The following is a 21,681-nucleotide window of genomic DNA, read 5'->3' as shown; positions in this document are numbered from 1 at the left end:
GCATAATTGCGCCAGACTCTTCTGGCGCCCTTTACCGATGATTCCCAAACCCACGCCACCTCGCCGCCCCCGCTGGCGCAGCCTTGCCCTATTGGCGCTGTGCCTGACCCCACTGCTGTGGCCCCTGCATCACCTGGCCGAGCGCTACTACCAGGAAGAACTGGCCTCGCAGAACCGCCAGACCCTCGACCTCTACGTCGCCAACCTGCTCGGCACCCTGCACCGCTACGAGACCCTGCCGCAGATCCTCGGCGAACTGCCTGCCCTGCGCGGCGTGCTGGCCGACCCGTTCAAGCTCGAGGCGGTGACCAACGCCAACCGCCTGCTCAAGCACATCACCCAGCAGACCGGCGCCGAAGTGATGTACCTGATGGATGTCAGCGGCAACACCCTGGCCGCCTCCAACTGGGACAAGCAGGACAGCTTCGTCGGCCGCAACTTCTCGTTCCGGCCGTACTTCATCGAAGCCATGGACGGCCACCTGGGGCGCTTCTTCGGCCAGGGCACGACATCGGCCAAGCGCGGCTACTTCTTCGCCGCCGCCGTGCACGACCGTGAGCGGGTGATCGGCGTGCTGGTGGTCAAGGTCGACCTCGACCACACCGAAACCCTCTGGGGCCGCACCCCCGAGCAGCTGCTGCTGACCGACCAGAACGGCGTGGTGGTGCTCACTTCGCGCCCGGACTGGCGCTTTCGCGCCACCCGTGAACTGACCGAGGCCGAGCGCCAGGCGATCATCGCCATCCAGCCGTACCCGACCCAGGCGCCGCAACCGTTGAGCCTGAACCACGACGCCTGGCTCACGCAGACCCGCGACATCAAGGAAACCGGCTGGCAGGTCAGCATCCTCGCGCCGCGCACCCTGGTCGACCGCTCGGTGCAGACGGTCATGGCCATCGGCGCCGGTGCGCTGCTGGTGACCATGCTGCTCGCTGGCCTGGTGATGCAGCGCCGCCGCCATTACATCGACCGCATCGACTTCGAAGCCCGCGCCCGCCATGAGCTGGAAAACCGCGTGGTGGAGCGCACCGCCGACCTCGAAGGCCTCAACACCCGGCTGAAAAGCGCCGTGCTGGAGCGCGAGAACGCCCAGCAGGAGCTGGTGCGCGCCCAGGACGAGCTGGTGCAGGCCGGCAAGCTGTCGGTGCTCGGCACCATGTCGGCGAGCATCAGCCACGAACTCAACCAGCCGCTGGCGGCGATCCGCAGCTACGCCGAAAACGCCGAGATCCTGCTCGACCACCAGCGTTCCGAGGACGTGCGCGGCAACCTCAAGCTGATCGGCGAACTGACCGGGCGCATGGCCTCGATCATCGCCCACCTGCGCGCCTTTGCCCGCCGCGACCGTCACGCCCCGGAAAGCGTGGCCCTGCAGCCGGCGCTGGACGACGCCCTGGCGCTGCTGGCCAAGCGCCGCCGGGCCATGGCCGTGGAGCTGGTGCGTGACCTGCCGGAAGCCACCCTGTGGGTGCAGGCCGGCGAAACCCGCCTGCGCCAGGTACTGGGCAACCTGCTGGCCAATGCCCTGGACGCGCTCACCGAAAAGGCCAACCCCCGCAAGCTGTGGCTAAGTGCCGAGCGCCAGGACGATTGCGTCTACCTGTACATTCGCGACAACGGCCCAGGCTTCAGCCGCCAGGCTCTGGAGCACGCCAAAGAGCCGTTCTTCACCACCAAGACCCGCACCCAGGGCCTGGGGCTGGGGCTGGCCATCTGCGAGAGCCTGATGCGCGCCCTGGGCGGTGAGCTGCTGCTGGCCAATCACCCGGAAGGCGGCGCCTTGCTGACCCTGCAACTGCGCGTGGCCAAGCCCGGCGCCAACCTGCAATCTTCGGAGGACACCTCGGCATGACCACCGAGACACTGATCGACAGCCACGCCCAGGTGATCCTGGTCGATGACGACCCGCACCTGCGCCAGGCGCTGAGCCAGACCCTCGACCTGGCCGGGCTCAAGGTGGTGGCGCTGGCCGATGCCCAGGGCCTGGCCGCGCGCATCGAGGCCGACTGGCCGGGCGTGGTGGTCAGCGACATCCGCATGCCCGGCATCGATGGCCTGCAACTGCTGGAGCAACTGCACGCCCGTGACAGCGAACTGCCGGTGCTGCTGATCACCGGCCACGGCGATGTGCCGCTGGCGGTGCAGGCGATGCGTGCCGGGGCCTATGACTTCCTGGAAAAGCCCTTTGCCACTGACGCCCTGCTCGACAGCGTGCGCCGTGCCCTGGCCCTGCGCCGGCTGGTGCTGGACAACCGCAGCCTGCGCCTGGCCCTGAGCGACCGCCAGCAACTGGCCACGCGCCTGGTCGGCCTGTCGCCGGCCATGCTGCGCCTGCGCGAGCAGATCGGCGCCCTCGCCGGCACCCGCGCCGACGTGCTCATCCTCGGTGAGACCGGCGCCGGCAAGGAGGTGGTGGCGCGTGCCCTGCACGACCTGTCGAGCCGCCGCGACGGCCCGTTCGTGGCGATCAACGCCGGCGCCCTGGCCGAATCGGTGGTCGAGAGCGAGCTGTTCGGCCACGAGCCAGGGGCGTTCACCGGCGCGCAGAAGCGCCGCATCGGCAAGTTCGAGTTCGCCAACGGCGGCACGCTGTTCCTCGACGAGATCGAGAGCATGAGCCTGGATGTGCAGGTCAAGTTGCTGCGCCTGTTGCAGGAGCGGGTGGTCGAGCGCCTGGGCGGCAACCAGTTGATCCCGCTGGACATCCGCATCATCGCCGCGACCAAGGAAGACCTGCGCCAAGCCGCCGATCAGGGCCGCTTCCGTGCCGACCTGTATTACCGGCTGAACGTCGCGCCGCTGCGCATCCCGGCACTGCGCGAGCGTGGCGACGACATCCTGGTGCTGTTCCAGCATTTCGCCGATGCCGCCAGCGAGCGCCACGGCCTGGCGCCCCACAGCCTGCAACCCGCCCAGCGCGCCATGCTGCTGCGCCACGAATGGCCGGGTAACGTGCGCGAGCTGCAGAACGCCGCCGAACGCTTCGCCCTGGGCCTTGAACTGGCCCTCGACGGGCAGCCGCCAGCCACCCCCAACGACGTTCACCTGCCCGTGCCGAGCGGCAACCTGAGCGAGCAGGTCGAACAGTTCGAACGCTCGCTGATCGCCGCCGAACTGGCCCAGCCACACAACTCCATGCGCAGCCTTGCCGAAGCCCTCGGCATCCCGCGCAAGACCCTGCACGACAAGCTGCGCAAGCATGGCATGAGCTTCGACGGCGCCAGCGGCGGGCACGACGACCATGAGGACAACCGTCAATGAGCACCGACAGCCAGTACCTGCAAGCCGTACTGCACAGCGACATTCCCCTGACCCGCGAGATGGGCATGGCCGTCATCGACTGGCAAGGCCACTGCCTGCGCCTGCAATTGCCGCTGGCCCCCAACGTCAACCACAAGAGCACCATGTTCGGCGGCAGCCTGTATTGCGGCGCGGTGTTGGTGGGTTGGGGCTGGCTGCACCTGCGCTTGCGTGAGCTGGGCATCGATGACGGGCACATCGTCATCCAGGAGGGGCAGATCAGTTATCCACTGCCGGTGACCGGTACCGCCGTGGCACGTTGCCCGGCGCCGGACGAGAAAGCCTGGGAGCGGTTCCTGACGATGTACCAGCGCCGCGGGCGGGCGCGGTTGACGTTGGAGACGGTGGTGAGCAATGAGGGCAGTGACGAGCCTGCGGTGAGGTTCAGCGGCCAGTACGTGCTGCACCGTTGATCTTCCCAGCAGGAGGCTGCGTAGAGGAACCATTGTTCAATCGCATCACACCCCTGTGGGAGCGGCTTTAGCCGCGAAGCAGGCGATGCGGTGGATGGCACCGGCGTTGCCGGTGTTCGCGGCTAAAGCCGCTCCCACAGGGCCCTGCCAAATCAGAAAATCATGTGCCGTTCTGTAGGAGCGGCCTTGTGCCGCGATGGGCTGCAAAGCAGCCCCGGCTTACTCAAGTTCGGATCGCGCCCGCCAGCTCGATCAACGCCTGCCGCCAATCGGCAGCCTTGGGCAACGCCAGGAAAAACGGGTTGAGCAACGATTCCCGTGGCGGGTAACGAAACGCCTGACCATCCAGCCCGATCACCTCGCCACCGGCCCCCTCCAGTACGCCCTGCGCGGCAGCGGTGTCCCACTGCGAAGTCGGTGCCAGCCGCGGATAGCAGTCGGCAGCGCCTTCGGCGAGCAGGCAGAACTTCAACGAGCTGCCGATATTGGCCAGCTCCAGCTCACCCACGGCGCTTGTCAGGCCAGCCAGCAGCGCTTCCTGCTCCGGGCTCGAATGCCGGCGGCTGGCGACCACGGTGAAGCGGCCATCCTGTGGCGGCGCATTGCGCACCTGGATCGCCTGCGCCTCGGCATCGCGCTCGGCACGCCAGGCCCCCAGCTCGCGACCGCCGAAGTAACAACGGCCATTGGTCGGCATCGCCACCACACCAAACACCACCTCGCCCTGCTCGATCAGCGCAATGTTGACGGTGAACTCTTCACTGCCAGCGATGAATTCCTTGGTACCGTCCAGCGGGTCGACCAACCACCAGCGCTGCCAGGCAGCGCGGGTTTGCAGCGGGATATCACAGTCTTCCTCGGACAGCACCGGGATCTGTGGCGCCAGCGCTTGCAGGCCATCGGCAATGATCCGGTGCGCAGCCAGGTCGGCAGCGGTCACCGGCGAGTCGTCGGCCTTGGTGGTGACTGCCACGCCTGCGCGCCAGAACGGCAGGATGGCCTCGCCGGCCAACTGGGCGAGCTTCACCACGTGCTGCATCAGTTGAACATCGTTCATGCGCTCAGCACCCCACGCTGGATCAGCAGGTCACGCGCCAGGTACAACGCCGCCAGTGCCCGGCCTTCGCTGAACTGCGGGTGCATGGCCAGCGCCGACAGCTCGCGCAGGTTGACCTTGTCGACCCGCATTGGCTCCGGCTCATCACCCTCCAGCCGTTCTTCGTACAGGTCGGTGGCCAGCACTACCTGGATCTTCTGGCTCATGTAACCGGGCGACAACGACAGCTCGGTCAGGTGCTCCAGCTGGCGTGCGCCGAAACCAGCCTCTTCCTTGAGCTCGCGGTCAGCGGCGGCCAGCACGTCCTCACCCGGCTCGATCAGGCCTTTGGGCAGGGACAGTTCGTATTCATCGGTGCCGCCGCAATATTCCTCGACCAGCACTGCGTGCTCGGCATCGAGCATGGCCACGATCATCACCGCGCCATAACCATTGCCCCGGCCGACCAGTCGCTCATAGGTGCGTTCGGTGCCGTTGGAAAAGCGCAACTGCACGGCTTCGACGCGGAACAGGCGGCTGCTGGCGACGATCTCGCGGCTGAGGACGGTGGGTTTCTGGCGCATGGGGCGGCTCCTTGGCGTGAACGGGTTACTATACCGTGGCTTGCCATCTGATCGAGAGTTTCCCATGCCCGTTCTTCCCTGGTCCGCCATCGATACTGTCCTGCTGGACATGGACGGCACTCTGCTCGACCTGCACTACGACAACCGCTTCTGGCTGCAGCACCTGCCCCAGCGCTACGCCGAGCTGCACGGGGTGAGCCGGGCGATGGCCGAAATGGAGCTGCAGCCGCTGTTCGAACAGCATGCCGGGACGCTGAACTGGTACTGCCTGGACTTCTGGAGCCGCGAGCTGCGCCTGCCGATCCGCGAGCTGAAGCAGGAGATCGCCGACCTGATCGCCTTGAAGCCGGATGCCGACACCTTCCTCGCCGCCATCCGCAAGGCCGGCAAGCGGGTGGTGATGATCACCAATGCGCACCGCGACTCACTGTCGCTGAAACTGGAGCGGGTGGAACTGGCGCCGTATTTCGAGCGGTTGATCAGCTCGCATGACTACGGATATCCGAAAGAAAGCCCGCAGTTCTGGGACGCGTTGCAGGCGGACATCGGTTTTGAACCGGCGCGCAGCCTGTTCATCGATGACACCTTGGCGATTCTGCGCAGTGCTCGGCAATTTGGGGTGGGGCACCTGCTGGCGGTGCGTCAGCCGGATAGTCGGGCCGAGCCGCGAGATACCCAGGAGTTCGCGGCGGTCGAGGATTACCGGGAGTTGTTGACAGGACTCTAGGCCCAATCGCGGGGCAAGCCCGCTCCCACGACCCGGTGGGAGCGGGCTTGCCCCGCGATGAGGTCAGTTGGGAATACGCAATACCTGCCCCGGATAGATCTTGTCCGGATGCTTGAGCATCGGCTTGTTGGCCTCGAAGATCTTGTTGTACTGGTTGGCATTGCCATACACCTTCAAGGCGATGGCACTGAGCGTATCACCCTTCACCACGGTGACGAACACCGCCGCCTGGGCAATCGGCCCGGTGACAACGATCTGGTCCTCCACCGCAGCCACACCGGCAATGTTGCCGGCCGCCAGGATGATCTTCTCCTTCTCTTCCTGGCTGCTGACCTCGCCCTTGAGGATGACCTTGTCTCCCTCTACAGTGGCCGAGATGTTCGGGTTGCCCAGGCCAACGCTTTCGACGTGTTTCTTCAACTGCTCCTCGGCATTGGCATTGCCCGGGGTCAGCAGGTCGATCAACTTCTCACCGGCTTCCTTCACGAAACTGAACAGGCTCATGTGGCGCTCCTTTTAGGGTGAATCCGTGGAAGCAGGAGTCTAGGCCAGGATCCCGCCCCCTGCCCCTGTGCAACCAATCGACGCGGTCTATCACGGCATAGACGCTAGCGATTAGACGCCACCTGCCCGGCGGCCTAGGCTTGTGGCATCAAACTGCCGCCGGTATTCGCCCCGATGAACAGCAAGCCTCCGGTCTGCGCGGCGCCTTCGTCATTCGATCTGCCCGCCGCCAGCAACACCTACGACTACCTCGAGCTCACCGATGCTGCGCGTGACAACACGCCGCTGGCCGAGGAAGTCGCGCTGGCCATCGTCTACAACGGCCTCAACCAGGCGGTGATGCTGGTCAGCCCCACCGACCTTGAAGACTTTGCGGTCGGTTTCAGCGTCGGCAGCGGCATCGTCAGCGGCACTGACGAAATCTATGACGTGAAGCTCTCCGGCAGCGGCTCGGCCTTGTATGCCGACCTGGAAATTTCCAGCCGTGCCTTCTGGGACCTGAAGAACCAGCGCCGCCAGATGGCCGGCACCAGCGGCTGCGGCCTGTGCGGTGTGGAAGCCCTGGAGCAGGCGCTGCCCGAACTGAAGGTGCTACCCGGGGCCCCCTTGCCTCCGGCCCATTGGCTCAAGGACCTGCGCCAACGCATCGATGCCTTCCAGCCCCTCGGCCAGCACTGCGGCGCTGTGCACGCCGCGCTGTTCATGGACCGCGACGGCCAGCTGCTGCTGGGTCGCGAGGACATCGGCCGGCACAACGCCTTGGACAAGCTGATCGGCGCCCTGCTGCGCCAGCGCATCGACACCACGGGTGGCCTGGCCATCGTCACCAGCCGCTGCAGCCTGGAACTGATCCAGAAAGTGCTGCGCGCCGGCATCCAGACCCTGGTCAGCCTCTCGGCGCCCACGGGCCTTGCCTTGCAATGGGCACGCAAGCACAACCTCAACCTTATCCATCTGCCCAAACACAGCGCACCGCGGGTATTCAGCCCAGCGGCGGAGTAGTAACAGCCGTGACCTCGTACGAAAAACTCCCGGACAACGCCCCCGCCTCTTCCCCTCGCTACAAGCCTTACCCCGGCCCCGCCGGTGGCTGGGGCGCGCTGCGCAGCGTGGCCAAGGCCTGGGTTGGCAGCGACAACGCCCTGAAGAACCTGCGCGCCCTGCTCAAGACCAACCAGAACGGCGGCTTCGACTGCCCCGGTTGCGCCTGGGGCGACTCGCCCGAGAGCGGCATGGTCAAGTTCTGCGAGAACGGCGCCAAGGCGGTCAACTGGGAAGCCACCAAGCGCCGCGTCGATGCGGCTTTCTTCGCCCGCTACAGCATCAGCGCGCTGCGCCAGCAAAGCGACTACTGGCTTGAATACCAGGGCCGGCTGACCGAACCGATGGTCTACGACCCGGTCACCGACCGCTACCAGCCGATCGAATGGGACGCGGCATTCGCGTTGATCGCCCGCCACCTGAACAACCTGGCCAGCCCCGACCAGGCCGAGTTCTATACCTCCGGCCGGGCCAGCAATGAGGCGGCGTACCTCTACCAGCTGTTCGTGCGCGCCTACGGCACCAACAATTTCCCCGACTGCTCGAACATGTGCCACGAAGCCAGCGGCGTTGCCCTGAGCCAGAGCGTTGGCGTGGGCAAGGGCACGGTCACCTACGACGACTTCGAGCACGCCGACGCGATCTTCGTCTGGGGCCAGAACCCCGGCACCAACCACCCGCGCATGCTCGACCCGTTGCGTGACGCGGTGAAGCGCGGCGCCCAGGTGGTGTGCGTCAACCCGCTCAAAGAGCGTGGCCTGGAACGCTTCCAGCACCCGCAGAACCCGCTGGAGATGCTGACCAACAGCGATCGCCCGACCAACACCGCGTTCTTCCGCCCGGCCCTGGGCGGCGACATGGCACTGCTGCGCGGCATGGCCAAGTTCCTGCTGCAGTGGGAGCGCGAAGCGCAGGCCAAGGGCGAACCGGCGATCTTCGACCACGCCTTCATCGCCGAGCACGGCCATGGCGTGGACGAGTACCTGGCGGTGGTGGATGCCACGCCTTGGGAGCAGATCGAGGCGCAGTCCGGCCTTGCCCTGAGCGACATCGAACTGTCGGCGCGCATGTACTGCAAAGGCAAGCGGGTGATCATGTGCTGGGCCATGGGCATCACCCAGCACCGCCACTCGGTGCCGACCATCCAGGAAATCGTCAACCTGATGCTGCTGCGCGGCAACCTCGGCGCACCCGGCGCAGGCCTGTGCCCGGTACGCGGCCACAGCAACGTGCAGGGTGACCGCACCATGGGCATCAACGAGCGCCCACCGGTGTTCCTGCTCGACGCCATCGAAAAGCGCTTCGGCTTTGCCGTGCCGCGCCACAACGGCCACAACACCGTCGAGGCGATCCACGCGATGCTCGAAGGCCGCGCCAAGGTGTTCATCGGGCTGGGCGGCAACTTCGCCCAGGCCACCCCGGACACCGAACGCACCGCCCAGGCCCTGCGCAACTGCGAACTGACCGTGCAGATCAGCACCAAGCTCAACCGCAGCCACCTGGTCCACGGCAAGCAGGCGCTGATCCTGCCGTGCCTGGGCCGTACCGATATCGACCTGCAAAGCGATGGCCCGCAGGCAGTCACGGTGGAGGACTCGTTCAGCATGGTCCATGCCTCCAACGGCCAGCTCAAGCCGCTGTCCAGGCAGATGCGCTCCGAGCCCGCCGTGGTCGCCGGCATCGCCGCCGCCACCCTGGGCAAGCAGCCGGTGGACTGGCACTGGCTGGTGGCCGATTACGACCGCATCCGCGCGCTGATCGCCGACACCATCCCGGGTTTTGCCGACTTCAATGAGCGCCTGCGCCTGCCGGGCGGTTTCTACCTGGGTAACAGCGCCGCCAGCCGCCAGTGGAAAACCGCCACCGGCCGCGCCAACTTCAAGGCCAACCTGCTGCCCGACAGCCTGCTCGACGAGCGGGTGCGGGCCAGCGGCCAACTGCCGGACCTGATCATGCAGTCGATGCGCTCGCACGATCAGTACAACACCACCATCTATGGCATGGACGACCGCTACCGCGGCGTGCGCGGCCAGCGCGACGTGCTGTTCGCCAACGAAGCCGACATCGTCCGCCTGGGCTTCCAGCCGGGGCAGAAGGTCGACATCGTGTCGCTGTGGGGGGATGAGCATGTACGCCGGGTGCATGGTTTCACCTTGCTGGCGTTCGACATTCCTGCCGGGCAGGCGGCAGCCTATTACCCCGAGGTGAACCCGCTGGTGCCGCTGGAGAGCATTGGCGAGGGCAGCCATACACCGACGTCCAAGTTCATTGCCATCAAGCTTGAGCGGGCGCGGGACGACGGGCGGATCATCTGAATTCGCAGATACTGCGTGGGAGCGGGCTTGCCCCGCGATAGGGCCAGCCGCCGAAACGGGGTTGCCAGGCAGGGCCTATCGCGGGGCAAGCCCGCTCCCACGCAGCACTCTGCGCAGCCTCTCTTCACCCAGGCGTCGCCCACAAAAAAAGCCCTGTCCGCAATGGATCAGGGCTTTGTCATAAAAGCCTCAGACCACCGAAATTCAGGAAAGTTTCATACATAATTCAATAACTTAGAGAATTGTGTACAACTCGTGCTACTCGTCGGATTTCCATTGCCAGCCGCTTCGCCGGGCCTCAAATTCCGCTTCGTCATCCCTCTGAGGCTCTCTTGATGAAGAAGTACTCCTCGATTCTGTTGTTGTCTTTCAGCTTGCTCAGCGGCGTGGCCATGGCAGGCGGCACCACCGAAGCCGGCATTGGCGGCGCATTGGGTGGGGTACTGGGCTCCGTGGTGGGCAACTCCATCGGTGGTAGCACCGGCGGCGCCATCGGTGCCGGCCTGGGCGGCGCTGCCGGCGGTGCCCTGGGTGCCGACAAGCGCCAGCGTGGCGAAGCGGCCATCGGTGGCGCGCTGGGCGCTGCGGGCGGCAACGTGGTCGGTCGCTCCGTGGGCGGCACCACTGGCAGCTATATCGGTGCGGCTGCCGGCGGCGGCGCCGGTGGCGCGCTGGGTAACTACATGGGCAACAAGGCCGACGAAGACGAACGCCGCGATTCGCGTCGCTATCGCCGCGACTACGATGATCGCCGTTACTACGACCGCGGCCACCACTACGGCCACCGCAAGCACAAGCGCCACTGGCGCGACTGATCGCCAGGCTTAAGCCTTGCGCCTAGGCCCCGCCCTCATCGGCGGGGCCTTTTCGTTTGCGCCAATGCCCGAGGATTAGGGGCCGCCCCGATATGGAGGCCAGTTGCCACTAGCTATCATTCCCTGCTTCCACCTTGAACAGGACGCAGGGAATGCGCGCGATCAGCCCCCTCTTCATCTGCTCGCCTCCAGCCCTGGGAGGTTGAAACATGCCCACCCGCACTCGCCCGCCACTGCTCAGTGAAACCAGCTTTGCACGCATTCGCCAACGGGTTGTGCAGGCGACCGGCGTACATCTGGCCAACGACCGCCGGGCAGTGGTCGCAGCGCGGCTGCACAAGCGCCTGAAAACCCATGGCCTGGCAGACTTTGAGCACTACCTGGCCCTGCTCGACAGCGAACAGGGCACAACGGAACACGAGCACCTGCTGCGCCTGCTGGTAGCCCGCGACAGCTACTTCTTCCGCGAACACCGCCATTTCGAATGGCTGGCCGGCTGGCTGGCTGAGCACCAGCACCCCGTGCGCTTGTGGAGCGCCGCCTGCGCCACCGGTGAAGAAGCCTGGAGCCTGGCCATGGTCGCCGCCGAAAACGCCAGTCACCCAGGCTGGCAGGTGCTGGCCAGCGATTTCGATCCGCAGGTGCTGGAGCACGCAGCCGCCGGCATTTACGACATTGCCCAGGCCCGTTACTTCCCGGAAGGCTGGCTGGCCCGCCACTGCTTGTGCGGGGTGGGTGAAATGGCCGGGCGACTGCGCGTAGCCTGCGCCCTGCGCGGGCAGGTAGGCTTCGAGGCGATCAACCTGATTCAGCCTCTGCCGGAACGGCTCGGCCAGTTCGACGCCATCCTGCTGCGCAACCTGCTGTCCAGCCTCGCCCCAACGTACAAGTGCGAGGTGCTGCTGCGTGTGCTGGCACAGCTGCGCCCCGGCGGCTTGCTGATCATCGGGCACAGCGAGAGCATCCACGAGCTGGACCTGCCCCTGCGCCCCTTGCTGCCCTCGGTGTTCGAACGCTTATGATCAGAGGCACTGACTGCGCCCCCGCGCCGCAGTGCCCTTGCGGATCGTGCCGGCCTGCCGCCCCCCCTTCCCTTGCGAAACAGGCCCTGACCCATGCCTTGCCGTATCCTGCTTGCCGACGATTCGCCGCTCTTTCGCGCCGGCCTGCGCGCCCTGCTTGAACAGAAAAAGGACTTCGCCGTGGTCGGCGACACCGGCGATGCCATGGCTGCCGTGAACCTCGCCGAGAAACTCAAGCCGCATATCGTGGTGCTCGACATGAGCGGTGAGCTGGACAACCAGCAAGCCCTGCAGGAACTGTTCATTCGCGCCCCGGCCAGCCGTGTGCTGATGTTTTCCGCACGCTCCGAGCTGGAACACGTGCTCAACTGCCTGCAACTCGGCGCCCATGGCTTCCTGCTCAAGAATGCCTCGGTGGGTGAGCTGGAGCAGGCCCTGCAGACCCTGCGCCACGGAGGCCAGTACCTGTCATCGGCGGTGCTGCCGATGGTCATCGACCTGGCCCTCAAGCACAGCCGCAAACGCCCGACAGGTCAGGTGCAGACGCCGCTGACCACCCGCCAGCTGGAGATCCTGCGGCTGATCGCCCGTGGTGAAACCACCCGTTCCATCGCCGATGGCCTGGGCCTGAGCATCAAGACGGTGGAGGCGCACCGCTCGCAGATCATGCACCGCCTGCAGATCCACGACGTGCCGGGGCTGGTGCTGTTTGCCGTACGAGAAGGGATCATCCGCCTCAACGATTGAGCGACAGCCCGGCGAGGATCAATTGCAGCGTCTCTGGCAATGCGGCCGGGCGCCCCGAAGCACGCTCGACGAATACCTGCACCAAGGTGCCTGCCGCGCAGGCTTCGGCCTCGCCAGGACGGAACAGCGCCAGGCGATATTCCACCGTGCTGCCCGCAAGGCGCGTGATGCCCAGGCCCACTTCGAGCACGTCGGGGAAGCCAGGCAGCGCGAAGAAGTCTGCCGCCGAACTGACCACGAAACCGGCCAGTTCGCCGTCACGCAGGTCCAGTTCGGCCTGTTCGACGAGGAATGCCTGGATGGCCGTCTCGAAGAAGCCGTGCACGGTGGAACCGGCGAGGTGGCCGTTGAGGTCGTTGTCCTGGGGGCGAGTGAGGATCGGGTGGAAATGGGAGAAAGCGGCGCGTTGAGGGGATTCGGTCATGGTTTGTCCTGTGTTGTCTTTTGCACATCAGGGAAGCTTCCCACATGGACTTGGGAACGCCTATAGTCGCAATCAACAATAGATTGCATAGCATGGTCCATCTTCATGAAACCGAGACACTCGCCGGTGCCTACCCAACAGCTGGATCACACCATCCTCAGCCGCATGGCCGTCAATGGGCGCATCAACGCCACCCATATCGTCGGGCAGCCTGGCGGCTGGGCCATTCAGGTCGACATCAATGACCAGGAGCACGTGCTTACTGCGCAGCGTAGCGGCAATGTAAGGCTGTTCAAAAAATTCGAAACACTTGTCAGCTACCTGCACGAGTTGGGCATCGACCATTTTCAGGTCGACACCTCAACCTACGATCCACAACAAACCAGTACCTATCAACGACCGGATCGCGCGCAAGCACTCAAGCGCGCCCATGAGGCCGCCGCTTACGATGCCTGGTTCGTCGAGCAGGTCGAAGCGAGCCTGCGCGATCCCTCGCCCGCTATGGATGATGCCGAGGTAGAAAGATTCTTTGCCGCCCGCCGCGCTGAGTTGCGAGCCAAAAAAGGCTGATGCGCCTTACCTGGTCGTCCATGGCTTACAAGGATCGCTTGCGGATCCTTGAGCTTATTGCCGAGGACAATCCGATTGCAGCCGAAGTGCTGGATGAAACATTCAGGGATAAGGCTAGGCGCGCCGCACAGTACCCAGCCCTATACAAGCCCGGGCGCCGACCCGGAACACGCGAAATCGTCGTGCACCCGAACTATGTAATGGTCTACCGAACCCTGGTGGATCAGATCGAGATCATCCGCATTCTGCACGCTCGACAACAATGGCCCTGAGGGCAGAAACAAAAAAGCCGCCCCGAAGGGCGGCTTTTTCATTCGAACCGGCAGCCGCTTACAGTTGCGGGCCAGCGCCTTTGATGGCGTCGGAAACTTCGAACTTCTTGAAGTTTTCGATGAACAGCTTGGCCAGGCCCTGGGCAGCTTCGTCGTAGGCAGCCTTGTCAGCCCAGGTGTTGCGCGGGTTGAGCAGCTCGGTCTCGACGCCCGGAACGGCCTTCGGCACGTCCAGGTTGATGATGTCCAGGTGCTCGGTTTCGGCACCGACCAGAGCGCCGCTCTGGATGGCGGCGATCACGCCACGGGTGGTCGGGATGCTGAAGCGCTTGCCAACGCCGTAGCCACCGCCGGTCCAGCCGGTGTTGACCAGGTAGACCTTGGAGCCGAACGCCTTGATGCGCTTGATCAGCAGCTCGGCGTAAACGCCAGCCGGGCGCGGGAAGAACGGCGCGCCGAAGCAGGTGGAGAAGGTCGACTTGATGCCGCCGCCCGAACCCATTTCGGTGGAACCGACCAGCGCGGTGTAGCCGGACAGGAAGTGGTAGGCCGCCTGCTCGTTGTTCAGGATCGACACTGGCGGCAGTACGCCGGTCAGGTCGCAGGTCAGGAAGATGACCGCGTTCGGCTCGCCGCCCAGGTTCTCTGCCGAAACCTTCTCGACGTGCGCCAGCGGGTAGGCGGCACGGCTGTTCTGGGTCAGGCTTACATCGGCGTAGTCGGCGTGCTTGTTGGCGTCGATCACGACGTTTTCCAGCACCGCGCCGTGCTTGATGGCTTTCCAGATGACCGGCTCGTTCTTCTCGGAGAGGTCGATGCACTTGGCATAGCAACCGCCTTCGATGTTGAAGACCACACCCTCACCCCAGCCGTGCTCGTCGTCACCGATCAGGTAACGGCTTTCGTCGGCCGACAGGGTGGTCTTACCCGTGCCGGACAGGCCGAAGAACAGGGTGACGTCACCCTCTTCGCCGATGTTGGCGGCGCAGTGCATCGGCAGCACGTCGGCGGCCGGCAGCAGGAAGTTCTGCACCGAGAACATGGCTTTCTTCATTTCACCGGCGTAACGCATGCCGGCGATCAGCACCTTCTTCTGAGCGAAGTTGATGATCACGCAGCCATCGGAGTTGGTGCCGTCACGCTCAGGCACGCACTCGAAGTTGGCGACGTTGAGGATCTGCCACTCACCACGGCCAGCCGGGTTGTACTGCTCCGGGTTGATGAACAGGCAACGGCCGAACAGGTTTTGCCAGGCGGTCTGGGTGGTCATCTTGACCGGCAGGTAGTGCTCGGCCGCGGCACCTACGTGAACGTAGGAAACGAAGTGATCCTGGGCGTTGTTGAACGCCTCCACGCGGTCCCACAGGGCATCGAACTTGTCGGCCGGGAACTTGCGGTTGATCGGGCCCCAGCCAATCTGGTCCTGGGTGGAAGGTTCTTCGACGATGAAACGGTCAGCCGGCGAACGGCCGGTGCGATGACCGGTTTCCACCACCAGCGCGCCAGTATCGGCCAGCACGCCTTCACCGCGGGACAGCGCTTCTTTTACCAGCTCATCGACGCTCAGGTCGGTGTACACGGTGTTGTTGGCTTGCGTCATGAGATACCCCATCCGGCCCGAGGCCGAGTGCTCCAAACGTTTTGTAGTTGTCTCGAAAAAACTACTACAGCGAAAAAAGTGGCCGGATTATGCCAGAAACGCCCAAAAAAAGTAGGCCCCTCCTGTCAGAACTGCGCTTTTGCGCAATTCGACAGGAGAAAGTCCTGTAGTTAACCGTTTCAGTGGTGAGTTTCTGATGGTGCGTCGGTGCCACCACCGGCAAACAATTGCTCAACATCGCTTGCATCGAAGAGATAGCGTTCATTGCAGAACTGGCAATCGATCTCGACCTGGCCGCCGCATTCGGCCACCAGCGCCTTGGCATCGGCTTCGCCGAGGCTGATCAGGGCGTTGCCGGAACGCTCGCGCGAGCAGCTGCAGCGGAAGCGTAGCGGCTGGATATCGAACAGGCGAACCGCGTCCTCGTGGTACAGGCGGTGCAGCACGGTTTCGTTGTCCAGGCCGATCAGCTCTTCGGCCTTCACGGTGTTGGCCAGCGCCTTCACGTGGGCCCAGCTTTCGTCGCGTTCCTCGATGTCCTTGTGGATCTCGGCCGGCAGTTGCTGCACCAGCAGGCCACGGGCGCGCACGCCATCGGCGGCCAGGGTGATGCTGGTATTCACCTGCTGCGACATGACGAAGTAGTTGGTGAAGCACTCCGACAGGTCCTTGCCATCCAGCTCGACGGTGCCTTGGTAGCGCTGGCCGTTGACCGGAATGATGGTCAGCACCAGGTGGCCGCCGGGCATCAGGTCGGCAAGGCTCGCATCCTCTTTGATCTGCTCGGCCTCATAGCGCGCCAGCCCGCGGATCTCGTGCTCGCTGGTGTATTCGATGGCCAGCAGCGGCACCGGGCCCTGGGATTGAGCCTGGAGCACCAGCAGCCCATCGAACTTCAACGTGCCGACCAGCAGCGCAGCGGCGCCCATCAGCTCGCCCAGCAAGTGCTGGACTGGGCGCGGGTAATCGTGCTTGGCCAGCACCTCGGCGTAGCTGCGTTCCAGCGCGACCATCTCGCCGCGCACGTCGCGGTCGTCGAACAGGAAGCGTTGGGTGAAATCTGTATCTGGCAAGTCGCTCATGGTTGTCTGGCTATCTGAAAATGATGACAAAATAATTGCAGGAGACTGAAAGGTCCGTCATAGAGCGCTCACAAGGCGCTAATTCCCGCTGGAGATCGAGGTATTTTATGGATAATCGACCACTGTTCCAAGCAAGGTGGTCCTGGGGACCCTTGGCAGCCTGCACGTTGGTGCCCATCGCACTACTGTGTTTCTGGTTATGGCCCGTTGGCCAGAACCTGTGCCTGACTTTCGACGAGTGGCTGTTCCACAGCCTCAACGCCCCACTGGCCGACCACGTGCTCTGGCGCTCCATCTGGGCCGTCGGCAGCCTTCGCCCGTTCGACCTCCTGGTCGGGGTGATCATGCTGTCGCTGCTGATCCGCGGCGACTGGGTATTCAAGGCAATTCAGGTGCGCCAGGCGTTTTTCGGCTTCCTGGTGACCCTTTTACTCTTAGTGGTGATTCGTGCGCTGTTTTCCAAGTGGGTCGGTGCAATGGGTTGGCAACACAAGAGCCCGTCGATGGTCATCGACAACGCTGTTCACCTGAGCGACCTCTACCCGAACCTGGAAGCCAAGTGGGAGCTCAAGGACCGTTCCGGCCAGAGCTTCCCGGGTGACCATGCCTCGGTGCTGCTGGTCTGGGCGCTGTTCATGAGCCTGTTCAGCCGCCGGCTGGTACAGCACCTGGTGATCTGGGCGCTGGCCTGCCTGTTCATGCTGCCGCGCCTGGTAGCGGGCGCCCACTGGGGCCAGGATGACTACATCGGTGGCCTGCTGATGGCGGTGCTGGCCCTGGGCTGGAGCTGCCACACGCCGCTGGCGGCCAACGCCAGCCGGGCGCTGGTGCGCTGGACGGCGCCGCTGTTCGACCTGTTCGGCAAACTGCCGCTGGTCGGGCGCATGAGCGTGATGCGCGCCATGTGATCAACTGATCGCGGTCCCTGTAGGAGCGGCCTTGTGCCGCGATGGGCTGCGAAGCAGCCCCCGAATTTGTGCAAAGGCAGAGATTCTGGGGCTGCTTTGCAGCCCATCGCGGCACAAGGCCGCTCCTACAAACTACGTAATCCCATCACTCGAAACTGCCATGCAGCTGGTGAATCTGCCGTCGCTGCTTCTTGTTCGGCCGCCCGTCGGTAGTCACGCCCATCGCCCCTGCCTTGCGCAGCTCGGCCGCCTGCTCGCGGCGCTTCACGCTCTCGGCGGTTTCTTCATACAACGCTTGCGCCTCCGGCGCGCCACGGCGTACCGCCGACAACGCCCTGACCACCACGGTGCGCTCGTCAAAGCCCGTGCGCAGCAGGAATTCGTCGCCCACCCGTGGCTCCTTGCCTGGCTTGCAACGCTCGCCCCGGCAGTGCACCTTGCCGCTCTCGATGGCCGCCTTGGCCAGTGCGCGGGTCTTGTAGAAGCGTGCCGCCCACAGCCATTTGTCCAGGCGGACCTTGTCATCGTCTTCGGGCTTTTGTGCCATGGTTTTTCCTCGAATTCTGTCTTTCACGGAACTGTACTACCGTGACTGACGGATGCAAAAAGTCCGTGCCGTCATTACAGTTCACCACCTTATCCGCAGGGCACGCTCCGTGAAGACATTTGACCACCTGACTGTGATCGGCCTGCGCGAGTGGGTCGCCCTGCCCGACCTCGGCCTGGCCGGCCTGCGCGCCAAGATCGACACCGGCGCCAGCACCTCGAGCCTGCACGCCACCGACGTCGAACCCTTCGAGCGCGATGGCCAGCCCTGGGTGCGATTCACCGCGCACCTGGGCTCGGTGGTGCAACTGCGCCATCGGCGCTGCGAGGCGCCGCTGGTGACCATGAAAAGCATCAAGAGCTCCAACGGCCAGGCCCAGGCCCGCTACGTGATCCGCACCACCCTGGCACTTGGCGACCGGGTCTGGGAAGTGGAGTTCACCCTGGCCTGCCGCAAGAACATGCGTTATCGGCTGCTGCTGGGCTCCAAAGCGCTCATCCATGGCCAGTTGGTCGTCAACCCCGGCCTCAAGTACGTCCAGGACAAACCGGCCTTCCCGGCCACCCTTTCCCCTGTCACAGGTGCTGCATGAAGATCGCTGTGCTGTCGCGCAATCCGCGTCTGTATTCCACCCGCCGCCTGGTCGAGGCCGGTACCCAGCGGGGCCATGAAGTGGTGGTGGTCGACACGCTCCGGGCCTACATGAACATTGCCAGCCACAAGCCGCAGATCCATTACCGCGGCAAGCCGCTGGAAGGCTTCGATGCGGTGATCCCGCGCATCGGTGCCTCGGTCACCTTTTACGGCTGCGCGGTGCTGCGCCAGTTCGAGATGATGGGCGTCTACCCGCTCAACGAGTCGGTGGCCATCGCCCGCTCGCGGGACAAGCTGCGCTCGCTGCAGCTGCTGTCGCGCCGCGGCATCGGCCTGCCGATCACCGGCTTCGCCCATTCGCCGGACGACATTCCTGACCTGATCCAGATGGTCAACGGCGCACCGCTGGTGATCAAGGTGCTCGAAGGCACCCAGGGCATCGGCGTGGTGCTGTGCGAAACCACCAAGGCCGCCGAGTCGGTGATCGAGGCGTTCATGGGCCTGAAGCAGAACATCATGGTCCAGGAGTACATCAAGGAGGCCGGCGGCGCCGACATCCGCTGCTTCGTGGTCGGCGACAAGGTGATCGCCTCGATGAAGCGCCAGGCCAAGCCCGGCGAATTCCGCTCCAACCTGCACCGCGGTGGCGTGGCCAGCCTGATCAAGATCACCCCCGAGGAACGCATGACGGCGATCCGCGCGGCCAAGGTGATGGGGCTGAGCGTGGCGGGTGTGGATATCCTGCGCTCCAATCACGGGCCGCTGGTGATGGAGGTGAATTCCTCACCGGGCCTGGAGGGGATCGAGGTGACCACCGGCAAGGATGTGGCCGGGATGATCATCGAGCACCTGGAGAAGAATGGCGGGCCGAATCAGACCCGGACCAAGGGCAAGGGTTGATGGTGCCTGTACCGGTCTCTTCGCGGCTAAAGCCGCTCCCACAGGGTTTTGCATGTTCTCTGTGGGAGCGGCTTTAGCCGCGAAGAGGCCGGTACAAGCAACAACGATCAGACGGCGTTACGCGGCAACAGCAACCCCAGCGGCAGTCTCACCCGCGCCTCGATCCCGCCACCGGACCGGTTGCGCAACTCGACATTGCCACCATGCTGCGCGGCAATCCGCTTGACAATCGCCAGCCCCAGCCCGGTGCCCTTGCCACCCCGTGCCCGGTCGCCACGGATGAACGGGTTGAAGATGGTCTCCAGCTCCGATTCATCGATGCCCGTACCACGGTCCAGCACACTGAGCACCACATAAGGCGCGCTCTGGTCACCCGACACATAGGCCGCCACCTCCACGCCCTTGCCGGCGTGGTGCAGGGCGTTGCCGATCAGGTTGCCGAGCATGCGCTTGAGCGACACACGGCGCAGCGCGAACGGCGGGATCGGCTCCAGGCACAGGCGCACGCGCTCCTTGGGCTGGTTGTACGGCGCCACCACTTCACGGATCAGCTCGTTGAAGTCGACCTCCTCCACCGGCTCGTCGCGCCCGTCACGGATGAACGCCAGGAACTGGTCGAGGATCGCATCCATGTCTTCGATGTCGCGGACCATGTCGTCGCTGAGGTCGCTGTCGTTGCCCATCAGCGACAACGACAGGCGCAGCCGGGTCAAGGGCGTGCGCAAGTCATGGGAGACACCGGCCAGCATCAACTCGCGCTCACGCCCAGCCTGTTCGACGTCCTCGGCCATCTGGTTGAACGCCTTGTACACCTCGGTCATCTCGCTGGGGGTGTCGCTGACCGGCAGGCGCACGCTGCGCCCCTGGCCCAGCTGGCGGGCGGCGAACACCAGGCGCTTGAGCGGCTGGTTGAGCTGGCGCACGAAGATCCACGCCGAGGCGGTGGACAACAGGCCGATGGCCAGGAACCAGCCCAGCACGTTCCAGATCTTCTGCCCGCGCAATGGATGCGGGTACAGCGGCACCTTGAGCCAGCCCGGGCCCAGGCTCGGCGCATTCACCCACAGCGCCGGTGGCGCGTGGATGCGCAGGCGCACCTCGGTGTCATCACCCAGTTCGGCCTGCATCTGGCGCTGGTAGATCTCGCTGTACGGCCAGTGCTGCTCGCCTTCCGGCACGCCGGAACCGGTGACCCGGATCAGCCCGGCAGCCTCGGCGATCTTGTCACGGTTCTCTTCATCCGCCGCCCAGTAGGCGCGCAACGTCAGGGCCACGCCATGGCTGTACTGGCGATCGACCAGCACGTCCTCGTTCATCAGCAGGTACACCAAGGTCAGCGCCTTGGAGAACAGCACGACGATCAGCACCAGCCACAGGGTGCGGGCGAAGAAACTTTGCGGGAACCAGAGAGGGGTTTTCATCGATCACTACTAATCAGCAAAGGCAACGTGGAAAAGCCGCGCGCCACAGACGAAAACAGGGCGGCTCCTGCGAGCCGCCCTGCACCGTCGCAACGAGCCGGCTGGCTCATTTACCGGCGTTTCCGTCCGGCACGAAGACGTAGCCCACGCCCCACACGGTCTGGATGTAACGCGGCTTGGACGGGTCGGGTTCGATCATCCGGCGCAGGCGCGAGATCTGCACGTCGATGGAGCGCTCCAGCGCATCCCACTCGCGACCACGGGCCAGGTTCATCAGTTTGTCGCGGGTCAGCGGCTCGCGGGCATGCATCACCAGGGCCTTGAGCACGGCGAATTCGCCGGTGGTAAGCATGTGCGTTTCGTCGCCACGCTTGAGTTCGCGGGTGGCCAGCGACAGTTCGTAGTCACCGAAGGTGACGGTCTCTTCCTCGCTGCCCGGCGCGCCCGGCACCGTCGGCGACTGGCGACGCAGCACGGCCTTGACCCGGGCCACCAGCTCGTCGGGGTTGAAGGGCTTGGCCAGGTAGTCGTCGGCGCCCAGCTCCAGCCCTTTGATACGGCTGAGCTCGTCGCCCTTGGCGGTGAGCATGATGATCGGGATCTGGTTGTTCGACGCGCGCAGGCGCTTGCACGCGGACAGGCCGTCCTCGCCCGGCAGCATCAGGTCGAGCACCACCAGGTTGAACACCTCACGGGCCAGCAGGCGGTCCATCTGTTCGACGTTGGGCACGGTGCGCACACGGAAGCCCTTGCTGGTGAAAAAACGGTCCAGCAGGCTGCTCAGGCCTGGGTCGTCGTCGACGATGAGAATCTTGTCGCCATCTGCGGCGTTTGCGGTGCTGGTCATGAATTGCTCCTC

General features: G+C 64.7%; 23 protein-coding genes. 14 read left to right on the top strand and 9 right to left on the bottom strand.

The window, feature by feature from the left end:
• Positions 1-37: 37 nt before the first annotated feature.
• From LOY51_RS01500 to LOY51_RS01490, 3 genes are read left to right on the top strand one after another with little or no spacing between them, the layout of a single operon-like run.
• Entirely contained in the window at positions 38-1,852 is a 1,815-nt protein-coding gene (locus tag LOY51_RS01500; RefSeq protein ID WP_125462229.1) for a sensor histidine kinase, read from the top strand.
• Positions 1,849-3,261 (top strand): sigma-54-dependent transcriptional regulator, encoded by a 1,413-nt coding sequence (locus LOY51_RS01495; protein WP_125462228.1) that lies wholly within the window; start codon positions 1,849-1,851, stop codon positions 3,259-3,261. Before LOY51_RS01500 ends, LOY51_RS01495 begins: the two co-directional genes overlap by 4 nt.
• A complete protein-coding gene (locus LOY51_RS01490) occupies positions 3,258-3,713 on the top strand; it encodes a thioesterase domain-containing protein (RefSeq protein ID WP_258644145.1) in 456 nt (151 codons plus the stop codon). The genes LOY51_RS01495 and LOY51_RS01490 overlap by 4 nt, the downstream gene beginning before the upstream one ends.
• A gap of 223 nt (positions 3,714-3,936) precedes the next feature.
• On the opposite strand, the gene cysQ is transcribed toward LOY51_RS01490, so the two are convergent.
• Together cysQ and nudE are read right to left on the bottom strand one after the other, a co-directional pair.
• Complete coding sequence (cysQ, locus tag LOY51_RS01485; RefSeq protein WP_258644144.1) at positions 3,937-4,770, bottom strand: 3'(2'),5'-bisphosphate nucleotidase CysQ; 834 nt, start codon at positions 4,768-4,770, stop codon at positions 3,937-3,939.
• Entirely contained in the window at positions 4,767-5,333 is a 567-nt protein-coding gene (gene nudE, locus LOY51_RS01480; RefSeq protein WP_110992208.1) for an ADP compounds hydrolase NudE, read from the bottom strand. Before nudE ends, cysQ begins: the two co-directional genes overlap by 4 nt.
• Before the next feature lie 64 nt (positions 5,334-5,397).
• Between nudE and yrfG the strand changes: the two genes are divergently transcribed.
• Entirely contained in the window at positions 5,398-6,060 is a 663-nt protein-coding gene (yrfG, locus tag LOY51_RS01475) for a GMP/IMP nucleotidase (RefSeq protein WP_258644143.1), read from the top strand.
• 63 nt (positions 6,061-6,123) lie between these two features.
• On the opposite strand, the gene lysM is transcribed toward yrfG, so the two are convergent.
• Positions 6,124-6,564 carry a peptidoglycan-binding protein LysM gene (gene lysM, locus LOY51_RS01470; protein WP_258644142.1) on the bottom strand — a complete coding sequence of 147 codons (441 nt, stop codon included), beginning with the start codon at positions 6,562-6,564 and terminating at the stop codon, positions 6,124-6,126.
• Positions 6,565-6,738: 174 nt separating this feature from the next.
• On the opposite strand from lysM, the gene fdhD reads away from it, so the two are divergent.
• The 5 genes from fdhD to LOY51_RS01445 all read left to right on the top strand — a co-directional run bounded on the left by fdhD (position 6,739) and on the right by LOY51_RS01445 (position 12,504).
• Positions 6,739-7,566 (top strand): formate dehydrogenase accessory sulfurtransferase FdhD, encoded by an 828-nt coding sequence (gene fdhD / locus LOY51_RS01465; protein WP_125857114.1) that lies wholly within the window; start codon positions 6,739-6,741, stop codon positions 7,564-7,566.
• A gap of 8 nt (positions 7,567-7,574) precedes the next feature.
• A complete protein-coding gene (locus LOY51_RS01460; protein ID WP_258644141.1) occupies positions 7,575-9,920 on the top strand; it encodes an FdhF/YdeP family oxidoreductase in 2,346 nt (781 codons plus the stop codon).
• Between the two features lie 335 nt (positions 9,921-10,255).
• Positions 10,256-10,735 carry a YMGG-like glycine zipper-containing protein gene (locus LOY51_RS01455; protein WP_125857112.1) on the top strand — a complete coding sequence of 160 codons (480 nt, stop codon included), beginning with the start codon at positions 10,256-10,258 and terminating at the stop codon, positions 10,733-10,735.
• 209 nt (positions 10,736-10,944) lie between these two features.
• A complete protein-coding gene (locus LOY51_RS01450) occupies positions 10,945-11,757 on the top strand; it encodes a CheR family methyltransferase (RefSeq protein ID WP_125857111.1) in 813 nt (270 codons plus the stop codon).
• A gap of 93 nt (positions 11,758-11,850) precedes the next feature.
• Positions 11,851-12,504 carry a response regulator gene (locus LOY51_RS01445; protein WP_125857110.1) on the top strand — a complete coding sequence of 218 codons (654 nt, stop codon included), beginning with the start codon at positions 11,851-11,853 and terminating at the stop codon, positions 12,502-12,504.
• On the opposite strand, the gene LOY51_RS01440 is transcribed toward LOY51_RS01445, so the two are convergent.
• Positions 12,494-12,928 (bottom strand): acyl-CoA thioesterase, encoded by a 435-nt coding sequence (locus tag LOY51_RS01440; RefSeq protein WP_258644139.1) that lies wholly within the window; start codon positions 12,926-12,928, stop codon positions 12,494-12,496. The genes LOY51_RS01445 and LOY51_RS01440 overlap by 11 nt on opposite strands.
• Positions 12,929-13,033: 105 nt before the next feature.
• On the opposite strand from LOY51_RS01440, the gene LOY51_RS01435 reads away from it, so the two are divergent.
• Together LOY51_RS01435 and LOY51_RS01430 are read left to right on the top strand one after the other, a co-directional pair.
• Positions 13,034-13,498, top strand: a complete 465-nt coding sequence (locus LOY51_RS01435; RefSeq protein WP_258644138.1) for a ParC-related protein — start codon at positions 13,034-13,036, stop codon at positions 13,496-13,498.
• Positions 13,498-13,770: a type II toxin-antitoxin system RelE/ParE family toxin gene (locus LOY51_RS01430; protein ID WP_125857108.1), complete on the top strand. Its 273-nt coding sequence runs from the start codon at positions 13,498-13,500 to the stop codon at positions 13,768-13,770. Before LOY51_RS01435 ends, LOY51_RS01430 begins: the two co-directional genes overlap by 1 nt.
• A gap of 58 nt (positions 13,771-13,828) precedes the next feature.
• Here LOY51_RS01430 and LOY51_RS01425 read toward each other — a convergent pair whose 3' ends face one another.
• Positions 13,829-15,370 carry a phosphoenolpyruvate carboxykinase gene (locus tag LOY51_RS01425; protein WP_125462214.1) on the bottom strand — a complete coding sequence of 514 codons (1,542 nt, stop codon included), beginning with the start codon at positions 15,368-15,370 and terminating at the stop codon, positions 13,829-13,831.
• 179 nt (positions 15,371-15,549) lie between these two features.
• The gene (hslO, locus tag LOY51_RS01420; protein ID WP_258644137.1) at positions 15,550-16,452 is read right to left on the bottom strand and encodes an Hsp33 family molecular chaperone HslO; all 903 of its coding nucleotides are present in this window, start codon (positions 16,450-16,452) and stop codon (positions 15,550-15,552) included.
• A 107-nt stretch (positions 16,453-16,559) separates the two neighbouring features.
• On the opposite strand from hslO, the gene LOY51_RS01415 reads away from it, so the two are divergent.
• On the top strand, positions 16,560-17,360 hold the full coding sequence (locus LOY51_RS01415; RefSeq protein ID WP_125857106.1) for a phosphatase PAP2 family protein: 801 nt from the start codon (positions 16,560-16,562) through the stop codon (positions 17,358-17,360).
• 145 nt (positions 17,361-17,505) lie between these two features.
• On the opposite strand, the gene LOY51_RS01410 is transcribed toward LOY51_RS01415, so the two are convergent.
• Complete coding sequence (locus tag LOY51_RS01410; protein WP_125462211.1) at positions 17,506-17,907, bottom strand: RNA-binding S4 domain-containing protein; 402 nt, start codon at positions 17,905-17,907, stop codon at positions 17,506-17,508.
• Positions 17,908-18,016: 109 nt separating this feature from the next.
• On the opposite strand from LOY51_RS01410, the gene rimB reads away from it, so the two are divergent.
• Positions 18,017-18,499 carry a retropepsin-like aspartic endopeptidase RimB gene (gene rimB, locus LOY51_RS01405; RefSeq protein WP_110992193.1) on the top strand — a complete coding sequence of 161 codons (483 nt, stop codon included), beginning with the start codon at positions 18,017-18,019 and terminating at the stop codon, positions 18,497-18,499.
• A complete protein-coding gene (gene rimK / locus LOY51_RS01400) occupies positions 18,496-19,401 on the top strand; it encodes a 30S ribosomal protein S6--L-glutamate ligase (RefSeq protein WP_110992192.1) in 906 nt (301 codons plus the stop codon). Before rimB ends, rimK begins: the two co-directional genes overlap by 4 nt.
• 107 nt (positions 19,402-19,508) lie before the next feature.
• Here rimK and LOY51_RS01395 read toward each other — a convergent pair whose 3' ends face one another.
• Together LOY51_RS01395 and ompR are read right to left on the bottom strand one after the other, a co-directional pair.
• A complete protein-coding gene (locus LOY51_RS01395) occupies positions 19,509-20,822 on the bottom strand; it encodes an ATP-binding protein (RefSeq protein ID WP_110992191.1) in 1,314 nt (437 codons plus the stop codon).
• A gap of 106 nt (positions 20,823-20,928) precedes the next feature.
• Positions 20,929-21,669, bottom strand: coding sequence for an osmolarity response regulator transcription factor OmpR (gene ompR / locus LOY51_RS01390; RefSeq protein WP_110992190.1), 741 nt, complete (start codon positions 21,667-21,669; stop codon positions 20,929-20,931).
• Positions 21,670-21,681 lie beyond the last annotated feature (12 nt).

The sequence above is a fragment of the Pseudomonas sichuanensis genome (assembly GCF_024749065.1).
GTDB lineage: Bacteria > Pseudomonadota > Gammaproteobacteria > Pseudomonadales > Pseudomonadaceae > Aquipseudomonas > Aquipseudomonas sichuanensis.
Note: the sequence above shows the minus strand (reverse complement) of the source record. Positions and strands in the feature narration are given on the sequence as shown.